This is a genomic window from Bradyrhizobium sp. Kon56 (assembly GCF_055807635.1).
On record NZ_JBVVOU010000001.1, the window covers coordinates 63,039 to 75,577 of the forward strand.

At 64.2% G+C, this 12,539-nt stretch carries 12 protein-coding genes; 8 read left to right on the forward strand and 4 right to left on the reverse strand.

The genetic code is table 11. From position 1 onward, the window contains the following. Positions 1-85: 85 nt before the first annotated feature. The 3 genes from AC0L3B_RS00280 to AC0L3B_RS00290 are packed head-to-tail and all read right to left on the reverse strand — an operon-like array spanning position 86 to position 2,269. On the reverse strand, positions 86-886 hold the full coding sequence (locus AC0L3B_RS00280; RefSeq protein WP_085352069.1) for an SDR family NAD(P)-dependent oxidoreductase: 801 nt from the start codon (positions 884-886) through the stop codon (positions 86-88). Between the two features lies 1 nt (position 887). Next, positions 888-1,442 carry a carboxymuconolactone decarboxylase family protein gene (locus tag AC0L3B_RS00285; RefSeq protein WP_085352070.1) on the reverse strand — a complete coding sequence of 185 codons (555 nt, stop codon included), beginning with the start codon at positions 1,440-1,442 and terminating at the stop codon, positions 888-890. A 14-nt stretch (positions 1,443-1,456) separates the two neighbouring features. Beyond that, entirely contained in the window at positions 1,457-2,269 is an 813-nt protein-coding gene (locus AC0L3B_RS00290) for an SDR family NAD(P)-dependent oxidoreductase (protein WP_085352071.1), read from the reverse strand. Between the two features lie 232 nt (positions 2,270-2,501). Here AC0L3B_RS00290 and AC0L3B_RS00295 point away from each other — a divergent pair, with 232 nt between their 5' ends. From AC0L3B_RS00295 to cyoD, 4 genes are read left to right on the forward strand one after another with little or no spacing between them, the layout of a single operon-like run. Then, on the forward strand, positions 2,502-3,335 hold the full coding sequence (locus AC0L3B_RS00295; protein WP_247296325.1) for a cytochrome ubiquinol oxidase subunit II family protein: 834 nt from the start codon (positions 2,502-2,504) through the stop codon (positions 3,333-3,335). After that, positions 3,325-5,325 carry a cytochrome o ubiquinol oxidase subunit I gene (gene cyoB / locus AC0L3B_RS00300; protein WP_085362444.1) on the forward strand — a complete coding sequence of 667 codons (2,001 nt, stop codon included), beginning with the start codon at positions 3,325-3,327 and terminating at the stop codon, positions 5,323-5,325. The genes AC0L3B_RS00295 and cyoB overlap by 11 nt, the downstream gene beginning before the upstream one ends. Beyond that, complete coding sequence (locus AC0L3B_RS00305) at positions 5,325-5,966, forward strand: cytochrome (ubi)quinol oxidase subunit III (protein WP_018457173.1); 642 nt, start codon at positions 5,325-5,327, stop codon at positions 5,964-5,966. Before cyoB ends, AC0L3B_RS00305 begins: the two co-directional genes overlap by 1 nt. Beyond that, the gene (gene cyoD / locus AC0L3B_RS00310) at positions 5,963-6,352 is read left to right on the forward strand and encodes a cytochrome o ubiquinol oxidase subunit IV (RefSeq protein ID WP_018457172.1); all 390 of its coding nucleotides are present in this window, start codon (positions 5,963-5,965) and stop codon (positions 6,350-6,352) included. The genes AC0L3B_RS00305 and cyoD overlap by 4 nt, the downstream gene beginning before the upstream one ends. A 219-nt stretch (positions 6,353-6,571) precedes the next feature. Here the strand turns inward: cyoD and AC0L3B_RS00315 are convergent, their stop codons facing one another. Next, complete coding sequence (locus AC0L3B_RS00315) at positions 6,572-7,360, reverse strand: thermonuclease family protein (RefSeq protein WP_247410246.1); 789 nt, start codon at positions 7,358-7,360, stop codon at positions 6,572-6,574. A 196-nt stretch (positions 7,361-7,556) separates the two neighbouring features. On the opposite strand from AC0L3B_RS00315, the gene AC0L3B_RS00320 reads away from it, so the two are divergent. From AC0L3B_RS00320 to AC0L3B_RS00335, 4 genes are all read left to right on the forward strand, one after another. Next, positions 7,557-9,155, forward strand: coding sequence for a GMC family oxidoreductase (locus AC0L3B_RS00320; protein WP_247296330.1), 1,599 nt, complete (start codon positions 7,557-7,559; stop codon positions 9,153-9,155). Positions 9,156-9,162: 7 nt separating this feature from the next. Next, a complete protein-coding gene (locus tag AC0L3B_RS00325) occupies positions 9,163-9,612 on the forward strand; it encodes a hypothetical protein (protein WP_018457169.1) in 450 nt (149 codons plus the stop codon). A 91-nt stretch (positions 9,613-9,703) separates the two neighbouring features. Further along, on the forward strand, positions 9,704-10,711 hold the full coding sequence (locus AC0L3B_RS00330) for a S1C family serine protease (protein WP_247296333.1): 1,008 nt from the start codon (positions 9,704-9,706) through the stop codon (positions 10,709-10,711). 59 nt (positions 10,712-10,770) lie between these two features. Next, positions 10,771-12,495, forward strand: coding sequence for an FAD-dependent oxidoreductase (locus tag AC0L3B_RS00335; protein WP_085362228.1), 1,725 nt, complete (start codon positions 10,771-10,773; stop codon positions 12,493-12,495). Positions 12,496-12,539: the final 44 nt, after the last annotated feature.

A 12,539-nucleotide genomic window follows, 5' to 3' on the forward strand; every position in this document is an offset into this window, starting at 1 on the left:
CGTGTGCGGAGAGAAACCCCTCATCCGGCGCCTCGCGCCACCTTCTCCCGCAAGGGGAGAAGGAAGAGCAGCGTGCTTAGGATGTCTACCCCCGTCTCACACTCGCTCCGCCATCCACCGGCAACGTCACACCGGTGATGAAATTCGCCTCGTCCGAGGCCAGGAACAGCGCGGCATTCGCGACGTCCCACCCCGTGCCCATCTTCTTGCGCAGCGGCACCTTGCTGTCGCGCTCGGCTTCGACTTCGGCGCGGGTCTTGTGCCATTCGCGGGCCCGGGTGTCGACGGCCATCGGCGTGTTCATCAGGCCCGGCAGGATGACGTTGGCGCGGATGCCGTATTCCGCATTCTGGTAGGCGAGCTGTTCGGTGAAGGCGATCATCGCCGATTTCGTCGCCTTGTAGGCGACGTAAGGGTAGGTGGTGATCGCCGCCATCGAGGAGATGTTGATGATCACGCCGCTTCCTTGCGCGCGCATGATCGGGATCACCTCTTTCGCCGCCAGAATGCAGCTCTTCAGATTGATCGCGACGACGCGGTCGAACGCCTCCTCGGTGATTTGCAGCAGCTCGGCGTCGCCGCCGGACAGGCTGACGCCCACATTGTTGTGCAGCACGTCGATCCGGCCCCAGCGCGCCTGTGCCTCCGCGACCATTGCCTTGATGTCGGCAGACTTTGTGACGTCGGCCCTGAACGCCGCTGCCGTGCCATGCTGCGCGGCGATCATGGCGGCGGTTTCCTGCGCTGATTCCAGATGATGATCGACGCACAACACCTTGGCGCCCTCGCGCGCGAAGGTCAGCGCCGTGGCGCGGCCGTTGCCCATGCCTTCGCCCGGGCTCTGCCCGGCGCCCACAACGACCGCAACCTTGTCCTTCAAGCGCATGTTAGTTCACTCCCGGAATCGGGTACTGCTGGAGTACCTCTTTGTAATATGGCTCGTTGTCGATCTTCATGGTGGCGAGCACGCGCACCACGCCGCAATAGAAGGCGATGGTCAGCACGAGGTCGACCATATGTTCGTCCGAGAGGTGCTGCTTGATCTCTGCAAAGGTCCCGTCCGAGATCGCGAGTTCGCGTACCATCTCGCGGGCACCTTTCAGGATCGCCTTGGCCTGTGGCTCGAGCGTCGAGGGCTTGCTCTCGGTCTCAGCCATCAGGCCGGCGATGTCATCATCGGTGACGCCGAACTCCCTGCCGATCTTCACGTGATGAGTGAACTCGTATTCCGACTTCTCCATCCAGCCGACCTGGAGGATCGCAAGCTCCCGCAGGCGCGGATCGAGCTTGCTCTTGAAGCGGATGTAGCCGCCGATGCCGTTGAAGGCGCGCGCCATATCCGGCGAATTGATCAGCAGCTTGTGCAGATTGGTGTTGCGCTTGAGCATGTCGCGATATTCGGGCGCGACCTGGTCGGCCTCGAGATAGGGCAGGCGAGCCATCCCTGATGTTCCTTTCAGTGTTCTTGTGATTCACGTTCGGGGGCTTGTAGCGTCACGCCGCCGTCGACCACCAGCACCTGGCCGGTGATGTAGCGCGCAAAATTGCTGAGCAGGAATTTGACGGCATGGCCGACGTCCCAGCCGGTGCCTTCCGTTTTCAGCAAGGATGCCTTTTCCCGCTGGACGCGAGCCTGCTCACTCATGCCGCGGGCATAGACCATCGGCGTGTACATCGGCCCGGGACAGATGCAGTTGACGCGGATGTTCTCGCGGCCGTGATCGACCGCCATCGCGCGGGTGAGACCGATGATGGCGGCCTTCGAGGTCGTATAGCTCGTGAGCCCGCGTGGCCGCAGCGCCGAGATCGAGGAGATGTTGACGATCGCACCGCCCTGCGCGGTCCGGATCATCGCAGGGATCGCGTGCTTGGAGAGCAGGAACATGCTCTCGACATTGACCTGCATGACGCGGCGATATTGCTCGGGCGCTTCGTCGACCACGCTGCCGCGGCTCCCGATGCCGACATTGTTGTCGAGGAAATCGAGCCGGCCCCAGCGGTCGAGCGCGGCTTCGACCAGTGTCTTGCAATCGCTCTCCCTGGTGACGTCACCGCCATGCGCCGCGGCCGTGCCGCCTTCGGCTGCGATCATCTCCACGGTGCGTTCGGCGAGCTTGAGATCGCGATCGGCCACCAGCACTTTGGCGCCGGCGCGAGCCAGTAGAATTGCGGCGGCGCGGCCGTTGCCTATGCCGTCGCCCGCAGCGCCCCCGCCGCTGACCAGCGCCACCTTGCCGGCGAGACCGGGATCGTCCTCGGGCCCCTGCATGTCGTTTCATCCCAAATATTTTCGTGCAGTCTAGCAATCGCGCGGAGCGGCGAGAAGGGCCGGCTCCCGCTTTCATGTCATTGACATCGCATGGAATTGCATGCCGCCGCGCGAGAAGGGCGAACGATCGACCCGCGCCGTTAGGAACCGACCTCACGCAATCGCGTTTGTTGCGGAGCCTTTCCCGCGCTAGGCTCTGTCCCGGGGCTTCCCAAACGCCAGTGGCTTGCCGATGAATCTGCTCGATCCACAAGGGCCTGTGGCTGCGGCCAACAGCACCATCCTGGTCGATTCCGTCTTCATCATGCTCGCGATCGTGGTGCCGACCATTTTCGCGATTTTGGCCTTTGCGTTCTGGTTTCGCGCCTCGAATCCCAAAGCAAAGTTTCAGCCCGACTTCGTCTATTCCGGGCGCGTCGAGATGGTGGTGTGGGCGATCCCCGCGCTCACCGTGATCCTGCTCGGCGGCGTCGCCTGGATCGGCTCGCACCAGCTCGATCCCGCGGCACCCGTGCCCGGCACCGGCAGCCCGGTTCGCATCCAGGCCGTCTCGCTCGATTGGAAATGGCTCTTCATCTATCCGGACCAGCGCATCGCCACCGTCAATACGCTGACGGTGCCGGCAGGCGCCGAGCTGAATTTCCAGCTGACGTCCTCGAGCGTGATGAACACCTTCTTCATCCCGCAGCTCGGCAGCATGATCTACACCATGAACGGCATGGTGACGAAGCTGAACCTACGCGCCGACAACGAAGGCAAGCTGCAGGGACTGTCGGCGCATTTTTCCGGCGACGGATTTCCGGACATGATGTTCGACGTCAACGTGGTCTCGCCGCTCGCCTTTCCGGACTGGGTCGCGACCACGGCGAAGAGCGATGCCGTCCTCAATGAGGACAGCTACAAGAAGTTGATGCAGCAGGGCATCGAAAAAGGCAGGCCAAGCTACAGGCTCGACGATCCCCGACTGTTCGACCTGATCGCGACCCAGCACATTCCGCCAGGACCCGGTCCGGAGCTCGCATCCGAAGCAGGCCGGTCGCACAGTGGAGGCCATGATGCTCGGTAAGCTCGATTGGTCGGCCATTCCGTTCGATCAGCCGATACCGCTGATCGCAGGCGCCGTGGTGTTGGTCGGGATTCTCGGCGTGCTGGCCTGGGTCGTGGTGAAGGGGCATCTGCCCTATCTCTGGCACGAGTGGATCACCAGCGTCGACCACAAGCGGATCGGCGTGATGTACATCCTGCTGGCCTCGGTGATGCTGCTGCGCGGCGGCAGCGACGCCATCATGATGCGGATTCAGCAGGCGGTCGCCTACCAGTCGCAAGGCTATCTGCCGCCGGAGCACTACAACCAGATATTCTCCGCGCACGGCACCATCATGATCTTTTTCGTGGCGATGCCGTTCGTGATCGGACTGATGAATCTCATCGTGCCGCTCCAGCTTGGCGTACGAGATGTCGCTTTCCCGACGCTCAATTCGGTCGGCTTCTGGCTGACCGCGACCGGTGCGCTGCTGGTCAATCTCTCGCTCGTGATCGGCGAGTTCGCCCGCACCGGCTGGCTCGCCTTTCCGCCGCTGTCGGAACTGTCCTACTCGCCGGGCGTCGGCGTCGATTATTACGCATGGTCGCTGCAGATCTCCGGCGTCGGCACGTTGGTGGCCGGCATCAATCTCGTGACGACGGTGCTGAAGCTGCGCACCAAAGGCATGAACTATCTGCGCATGCCGATGTTCTGCTGGACCACACTGGCCTCGAACCTCCTGATCGTCGCGGCTTTCCCGATTTTGACCGCCACCCTCGCGATGCTGCTGCTCGACCGCTATCTCGGCTTCCACTTCTTTACCAATGAGGCCGGCGGGAATGTCATGATGTTCATGAACCTGATCTGGGCCTGGGGGCATCCCGAGGTCTACATCCTAGTTCTGCCGGCCTTCGGCATCTTCTCCGAGGTGGTCTCGACCTTCTCCGGCAAGGCGCTGTTTGGCTATCGCTCGATGGTGCTGGCGACCATGGCGATCTGCGTCATCTCCTTCATGGTCTGGCTGCATCACTTCTTCACGATGGGAGCGGGTCCCGACGTCAACGCTATCTTCGGCATTGCCAGCATGATCATCGCGATACCGACGGGAGTGAAGATCTACAACTGGCTGTTCACGATGTATGGCGGACGCATCCGCTTCGAGACGCCGATGCTGTGGTCGATAGGCTTCATGGTCACCTTCATCATCGGCGGATTGACGGGCGTGCTGGTCGCGGTGCCGCCGGCCGATTTCATTCTCCACAACAGCATGTTTCTGGTCGCGCACTTCCACAACGTCATCATCGGCGGCGTGCTGTTCGGCGCCTTCGCCGGCTTCGAGTACTGGTTCCCGAAGGCGTTCGGCTTTCGCCTCAACGACCGCTGGGGCAAGCTCGCATTCTGGTTCACTTTCCTCGGCTTCTACGTCACCTTCATCCCGCTCTACGTCGCCGGCATGCTGGGCATGACGCGGCGCATGCAGCACTATGACGTCGCGGCGTGGCGGCCATGGATGCTGGTTGCAGCGGTCGGCATGGCCGTGCTGACGATCGGCGTGATCTGCCAGATCGTGCAGCTCGTGGTCAGCATCCGCAACCGCGAGGCCCTGCGCGACCGCACTGGCGATCCCTGGGACGGCCGCTCGCTGGAATGGGCGACGTCGTCGCCGCCACCCGTTTTCAACTTCGCTTTCAATCCCGATGTGCGCGGCGAGGATGCCTATTGGGACATGAAGGCTCATGCCAAGCAGCAATCGCTCGATCATGATGCGCCCGAGTATCATGACATCGAGATGCCCAGGAACTCGCCGACCGGGTTCGTCTGCGCGTTCTTCGCCACCGTCATGGGCTTTGCGCTGATCTGGCACATCTGGTGGATGGTGATTTTGGGCGGTATCGGTGCGTTCGCGACATTCGTCGTGTTCGCCTGGCGCGACCATGACGAATACGTCATTCCGGCCGAGGAGGTCGCGGCGATAGACCGCGTCAACCTCGAGGAGCGGCGCAGCCTCGTCAGCATGGCGGGGACAGTCTGATGTCAATGACCGCGACCGCCGGCCGAGCGCACGCCGATCCCCATCACATCGGCCTCGTTATCGAGCATCCCGGGCCGGCGCCGAAGCGCATCGTGACCGCCTATGGCTTCTGGATCTTCCTGCTCTCCGACATCGTGATGTTCTCCTGCTTCTTTGCGGCCTACGCGGTGCTGGCCGACCAGACCGCCGGCGGCCCGAAGGGTTCGGAGATATTCGAGCCGCGAAACGTCGCGATCGAGACGGTCTGCCTGCTGCTGTCAAGCTTCACGTGTGGCATGGCGAGCATCGCGGCCGATGTGCGCAACCGGCTGTGGTTCTATCTCGGGATGGCCGTGACGTGTTTGCTCGGCCTCATCTTTCTGGTCATTGAGTTTCGCGAATTCGCTGATCTCGTTGCCCGCGGCTATGGCCCATCGCGCAGCGCTTTCCTGACCTCGTTCTTCTCCCTCGTCGGCTGCCATGGCCTCCACGTCTCCGCCGGCATATTGTGGCTGCTCACCATGATGGCCCAGGTCTTCGCAAAAGGTTTTCGTGCCGACGTGCTGCGCCGGATGATGTGCTTTGCGCTGTTCTGGCACGCGCTCGACATCGTCTGGGTCGGAGTTTTCTCCGTCGTCTATTTGCTTGGGAGTGGCGTATGAGCGATCAGACGCATATGCCGGCCGGCCATGATCTTGCGCCGGGCGATGAGGAGCAACACAGTGTCGGGACGCGCATCCTCGGCTACGTGGTCGGTCTTGTTCTCGCGTTGCTGCTGACGGCGACGTCGTTCTTCATCGCGGGCACGGATCTGGTCTGGCAGCCTTCGATTCCCGTCGCGCTGATCGTGCTGGCGATCGCGCAAATGGGCGTGCATCTCGTGTTCTTCCTGCACATCACCACCGGCCCCGATAATACCAACAACGTGCTGGCGCTCGCCTTCGGGCTGCTGGTGGTGTTCCTGGTGGTCGGTGGCACCGTCTGGATCATGGCGCATCTGAACGCGAACATGCCGGCCATGGATCAGATCATGCCGATGCGCCGCTAGCGCATTGTGCAAAAAAGAAGAGCCGCTTGTTGTGACAAGCGGCCCAAGTCTAGGGAGGAAACGCCCGAGCAAAGCAATCGGGCCGGAGCCGGATTGCCGCTAAGGAAACGCTCGCGCAAAGCGCTCGCGTACGCTTACAAATGCAGCAACTCCCGATAGAGTTCAATTCCGGATGAATACTGTCTCCGGCTGCCGCTCACGGCTGCGTGATGAGCTTCGCTATTTTGGCCGCCGGCAATTGTAGGCCTTGCGGAAGCCCGCAGCCTGGGCGTCGTCCTCCGAGCAGAACCAGCGGTCCGGCTTGGTGGTCGCGGGGTAGCTCGGGCAGCCCCGTAAATGGTAGATGCCGATATTGCCGGTCACGCGCGCGCGCACCGCAAGCTTGCCCTTGATGCCACAGCTCGGCGGCATCGTCAGATCCTCGGGAAACAACACCGCGCGAATCTCCTTGTCGCGGTCGGCGCGGCAGGCGGCGCCCAGGAGCGCGCCGTCCTTCTTGCCGGTGCGGAATTCTTGCGGTGCAACAAAGCAGCCCTTCCAAATTCCGGCCGAGGTTGATTTCGCATCGGCCGCGGCCGACTTGACGTTCGCCTTGACCGGCTCGCGGGCGATGGCATAGCCCAGCTTGACGAGCTGCTCGTTCAAGCTGGTCTTGTCGCCTTCGGCCGTGCAGATCGCGCGGTGCCGCTTGCCAAAACTCTTTTCCGGTCCGACATCGTCGCAACGCACCGATCGCTTGCCAATCAGCTTGGCGAGCTGGTCGCGGGCCTCGATGCCGCAGGTCCAGGGATCGGCGTGGTCGTCGATGCAGACCTGGTCCAGCTCGGGTGCGTCGATGCCCTCGAGGCGGTAGGTGACGTCGCCGAGCTGAACGGCGTTGCCGTCGCGGACCGTCGCGGTGGCCGTCAACGCGGAGCCGGGGCCGGTGGTGCCCAGAAATCCGGACAGGGCGAGAAAGCAAACGAACGCAAAAGCGCGCGCGCTGGCAAAGGATTTTCGGAAGGACATAAGGTCTCGCTATCGATGGCTCGTGCGCCTTGTTCCTAGCATCCGGATGTGGCGATACCAATGGTCTGCGCCCCGCGAAGTGCGACATTCCGGCCCCGCGGCTTTACTCGGCCGCAGCTCTGATCCTATCGTTCGCCGGCCTCGCGGAGCGGAGGCCGAATCGCCCGGGAAGCGGCGAAGGGAGGAAAAATTTGCGATGAATGACCCCGTGGACGTCCTGATCATCGGCGCCGGCGCTTCAGGCGCGGCGGTGGCGTGGTCGCTGGCCGAGACCAAAATGCATATTCTCTGCCTGGAGCAGGGCGGCTGGATGAACCCGGCGGAATATCCCAGCACGGGCCGGGACTGGGAGGCCAAGTTCTACGGCGAGTGGTCGTCAAGCCCCAACGTCCGCGGCCGGCCCGAGGACTATCCGATCAACGACGACAATTCGCCGATCAAGGTCGTCAACTACAATGCGGTCGGTGGCTCGACGGTGATGTACACCGCGCACTGGCCGCGGTTGCATCCCTCCGATTTCAAGGTGAGGACGCTCGACGGCGTCGCCGAAGACTGGCCGATCGAATACGAGGCGCTGACCCCGTTCTTCGAAGAGAACGACCGGATGATGGGCACGTCCGGCCTGTCGGGCGACCCGCTCTCGCCGCTGACGCATCCGCCGATGCCGCCACAGCCGATGGGATTGTCGGGTGCGATCATCGGCAAGACCATGAACAAGCTTGGCTGGCACTGGTGGCCGTCGGATACGACGGTCGCGACCATGGACTACGAGGGCCGCGCGCGCTGCATCAATCTCGGCCATTGCACGCCGGCCTGCGCGCAAGGCGCCAAATCCTCGACCGACATCACCTATTGGCCGCACGCGGTCCGCGCCGGCGTCGAGCTGCGGACTCACTGCCGTGTGCGCGAGATTACCACCGACGAGAGCGGCATGGCCACCGGCGTGGTCTATTACGACAAGGACGGCGTCGAGCAGTTTCAGCCGGCGCATGTCGTTATCATCGCCTGCAACGGAGTCGGCACGCCGCGGCTGCTGCTGAATTCGGCATCGAACCGCTTTCCGAACGGGCTTGCCAATTCGTCCGGCCTCGTCGGCAAGAACCTGATGTTCCATCCCTATGCGCAGATCTACGGCTATGTGAAGGAGCCGACCGATAGCAACCGCGCGCCGCCGACCTGCCTGTGGAGCAAGGAATGGTATGACACGGACCTGTCGCGCGGCTTCGTGCGCGGTTACGGCGTCCAGTTCGTGCGCGGCGCCGGGCCGGTGTTCGAGGCTGTCGTGAGCGAGCAGAAGGGGATCTTGCCGTGGGGCGCCGATCATCACCACGTCTTCCGCAAGCTCAACGGCCACCGGCTCGGCTTTTCCGCGATTTGCGAGGACCTCCCGGAGGAGCATAACCAGGTTACGCTCGATCCGGTCTTGAAGGACGGTCACGGCATTCCCGCGCCGAAGATCAATTACACGATCAGCGAGAACAGCCGGAAGATGATGGAGCATGCGCTGGCGCGGGGCCGGGAGATTCTCGAAACCGCTGGGGCGAGCGACATCTGCGTCAACTCGCCGATCCCCTGGGGCGGCTGGCACCTGCTCGGCACGGCACGCATGGGCACCGACCCTGAACGCTCCGTAGTCAACGAATGGGGCCGCGCGCACGACGTCAAAAACCTCTTCATCGTCGACGGCAGCATCTTCGTTACCTCGGGCGGGGTCAATCCAACGTCCACCATCCAGGCCCTCGCGCTCTACATCGCCGACCAGATGAAGCAGCGCCTCGCCAATCTCTTCGACTGAGGCCATCATGTCCGCAGACAACCAACTGACACGCGCCCAGCGCGACGACCTCCGAGCCATCGCCGCGATGATCGTTCCCGCCAGCGAAGAGTACAAGGTGCCTGGCGCCGACGATCCCGCGATCCAGGCTGACATGCTGGCGACGTTGGGACGGGACAGCAAACTGGTGGTGGCGGCGCTCGACCATCTGGCGCGGCTTGCTGGCCAACCGTTGGCCGAGCTCGATGCTGCCAGGCGCGATGCGGTGGCGCAGGAGTTTCGCAGGCATGGCGGCCCGGCTGCCGCGACGCTCGTCCGTGTGGTGCTGCAATGCTACTACCGCGACGACCGTGTGCTGGGCTCGCTCGGGATCGAGCCGCGCGCACCTTTTCCCAAGGGCCATGTGCTGCCGGATGGCGACTGGTCGCTGCTCGACCCGGTCAAGGCAAGGGCCGGCACGCTGCGACGGGCGCCCTAGCCACCTGGGCAGTCCAGCCTTGCGCCTTGGACGGGTCCCTTGCGCCTCACGGAGCAGGCCACCATCTGTGTGAGCCCCAAGGACTCCTATCATGTTGGATTTTACTTCTGACGCATCGTCATCGCGAACGCCGGCATCTGTCCCGGTCGATGACCGGGCCGTGCTGGATGCCTATTCCAATGCCGTGATCGACGTGACCGACCGTGTCGGTCCGGCCGTCGTGCGCGTCGAGACCGGACCAAAAGTGCCGAACGGCCGCGAGCGCGGCGGGCTCGGCTCGGGCATCGTGATCTCGCCGGATGGGCTCGTGCTCACCAATAGCCACGTGGTCGGCTCGTCAAAGGAGATCCGGCTGCGCGACGTCGAGGGCCATGTCGGCGACGCCCGGGTGCTCGGCGTCGATCCCGACACTGATCTTGCGCTGCTTCGCGCCAATGGCGTGAGGAACTTGCCCTATGCGGCGCTCGGCAACTCCAAGACCTTGCGGCGGGGCCAGCTCGTGATCGCGATCGGCAATCCGCTCGGCTTTGAATCGACCGTCACCGCCGGCGTGGTCTCGGCGCTCGGGCGTTCGATCCGCTCGGTCAGTGGCCGCACCATCGAGGACGTGATCCAGACCGACGCTGCGCTCAACCCCGGCAATTCCGGTGGCCCGCTGGTATCGTCGAATGCCGAGGTGATCGGCATCAACACCGCCATCATTAACGGCGCGCAAGGCATCTGCTTCGCGGTCGCCAGCAACACCGCGCAATTCGTGCTGTCGGAGATCATCCGCCACGGCTATGTCCGTCGCGCCTATATCGGCGTGGCCGGCCAGACCGCGCCGATCCCGCGGCGGCACGCGTTGCTGGCGGGTGTCGAGAACAAGATGGGCGCGCTGCTGGCGCAGATCGAGCCGGACGGGCCGGCGGCGAAGGCGGGCCTGTTGTCCGGCGATGTCGTCATCGGCCTCGACGGCGTCGAGATCAACGGCGTCGACGATCTGATCCGTGTGCTCGACCGCGACCGGATCGGCCGGCGGCTCGCCATGGACGTCCTGCGGCTCGGCCGTCTGCGGGCGATCGATATCGACCCGGTCGAGCGCAAGCCGGCCCGCTAGCGTGTGGGCGCCTAAGCGGGGTATGACGGTGTCATGCCTCGCTTCGGGAACCCCGCCGCATGATGCCGGCGCATGAGACCTACGATGTCATCGTCGTCGGCGCCGGTGCCGGTGGCATGACGGCCGCGGCCGTCGCCGCCGCCGAAGGCCTGCGCGTGTTGGTGATCGAGAAGACCGCTTTCGTCGGCGGCACCACCGCGTGGTCCGATGGCACGGTCTGGATTCCCGCCAATGCCAAGATGGAAGAGGCGGGGCTCTCCGATAGCGTAACGGACGCCGTGCAATATTTGTCGAGCACAGTGCCGGAGCCCGCCAATGCGGGCCTCCGCGCCGCTTTCCTCGCGCGCGGACCGGAGGCGGTCACCTATCTCGAAGCCAACACGCAAGTGCGGCTCCAGCCGGTGGAAGCGTGTCCGGACTATTATCCGGAGCGATTGGGCGCGACGCCGGGCGGGCGCGTGCTCGAGCCGGTCGTCTTCGACGGCACGCGGCTGGGGGCCGCATTCGCGCGGCTGCGCGCGCCGGTGCCGGAGTTCACGCTGTTCGGCGGGATGATGGTCAACCGCCTCGACATCCCGCATTTGCACCGGGCCGGAAGATCGCTGCGCTCGACTCTTCGCGCGGCGCGGCTGGTTTCGGAGCATGCGTGGCAGCGGCTGCGCGGCCCGCGCGGCACGACGCTGCAGCTTGGCAACGCACTCGCCGCACGGCTGTATGCCTCGCTGCTGGCCCGGCAGGTTGAGATCCTCTTTAGTGCGGACGTCGAAGGCCTGTCCACGCAGGGCGAGCGGGTCGGCGGGGTAATTATCCGTCATGGCTCGCGCGATCGCCTGATCGCCGCGCGGCGCGGTGTGGTGCTGGCGACCGGCGGCTTTTCGCACGACGCAACCTTGCGCAAGCGCTTCTTCCCACCCGCTGCCGGATTCATCTCGGCGACCCACCCGTCCGCCACGGGTGACGGGCTCCGCCTCGCGACTGTAACCGGCGCAGCGCTCAATACGGATGCGACGAGCCCGGCCTATTGGGTGCCGGCCTCGCTGTTCCGGCGTGCCGATGGAAGCCGTGGTGTTTTCCCGCATACAGCGACCGACCGCGCCAAGCCCGGCGTGATCGCGGTCAATGCGGCCGGCCGGCGCTTCGCCAACGAGGCGCTGTCCTACCACGAGTTCGTGCTCGCGATGCTGCGTGACGGTGACGGCGAATCGGACCGGCCGTTCTATCTGATCTGCGACCGTCCGTTCCTGTGGAGTTACGGCCTAGGCCGCATCAAGCCGTTCACCCGCAATATCAGACGCTATGTGGCGAGCGGCGAGTTGGTCGAGGCCGCTGATATCGCGCAGGTCGCAGCGAAGATCGGCATCAAGCCGTCGATACTCGCGGCGACGATCGCAAACTACAATTCCGATGCGAAGGACGGCCGCGATCCCGAGTTCGGTCGCGGCAGCACCATCTCTCAGCGACACCTTGGTGATATCAGCCACAAGCCGAACCCTTGCGTCGCGCCCATCCTCTACGCGCCGTTCTTTGCGATGCGGATTTATCCGGCCGATCTCGGCACGGCGATCGGCATGAAGGTGGATGCCCAGGCGCGCGTATTGCGCGAGGACGGCACGCCGGTTGCGGGCCTCTACGCCTGCGGCAACGACATGGGCTCGATCATGAACGGCAATTGTCCCGGGCCGGGGATCGCGTTGGGACCGGCACTGACGTTCGGGTACATCGCAGGAAGGCATCTGGCGGAGGGGAGTGTGGCCGGGGCGAGTGCGGCCACAGCGTTGGTCTAGCCATTTCCACCGCTGTCATGCCCCGCGACCCGGCTACGCCAAGG

Coding starts and splice junctions, on each gene's coding strand:
- AC0L3B_RS00280 (WP_085352069.1), bottom strand. CDS start 886: ATGCGCTTGAAGGACAAGGTTGCGGTCGTTGTGGGCGCCGGGCAGAGC.
- AC0L3B_RS00285 (WP_085352070.1), bottom strand. CDS start 1,442: ATGGCTCGCCTGCCCTATCTCGAGGCCGACCAGGTCGCGCCCGAATAT.
- AC0L3B_RS00290 (WP_085352071.1), bottom strand. CDS start 2,269: ATGCAGGGGCCCGAGGACGATCCCGGTCTCGCCGGCAAGGTGGCGCTG.
- AC0L3B_RS00295 (WP_247296325.1), top strand. CDS start 2,502: ATGAATCTGCTCGATCCACAAGGGCCTGTGGCTGCGGCCAACAGCACC.
- cyoB (WP_085362444.1), top strand. CDS start 3,325: ATGCTCGGTAAGCTCGATTGGTCGGCCATTCCGTTCGATCAGCCGATA.
- AC0L3B_RS00305 (WP_018457173.1), top strand. CDS start 5,325: ATGTCAATGACCGCGACCGCCGGCCGAGCGCACGCCGATCCCCATCAC.
- cyoD (WP_018457172.1), top strand. CDS start 5,963: ATGAGCGATCAGACGCATATGCCGGCCGGCCATGATCTTGCGCCGGGC.
- AC0L3B_RS00315 (WP_247410246.1), bottom strand. CDS start 7,360: ATGTCCTTCCGAAAATCCTTTGCCAGCGCGCGCGCTTTTGCGTTCGTT.
- AC0L3B_RS00320 (WP_247296330.1), top strand. CDS start 7,557: ATGAATGACCCCGTGGACGTCCTGATCATCGGCGCCGGCGCTTCAGGC.
- AC0L3B_RS00325 (WP_018457169.1), top strand. CDS start 9,163: ATGTCCGCAGACAACCAACTGACACGCGCCCAGCGCGACGACCTCCGA.
- AC0L3B_RS00330 (WP_247296333.1), top strand. CDS start 9,704: ATGTTGGATTTTACTTCTGACGCATCGTCATCGCGAACGCCGGCATCT.
- AC0L3B_RS00335 (WP_085362228.1), top strand. CDS start 10,771: ATGATGCCGGCGCATGAGACCTACGATGTCATCGTCGTCGGCGCCGGT.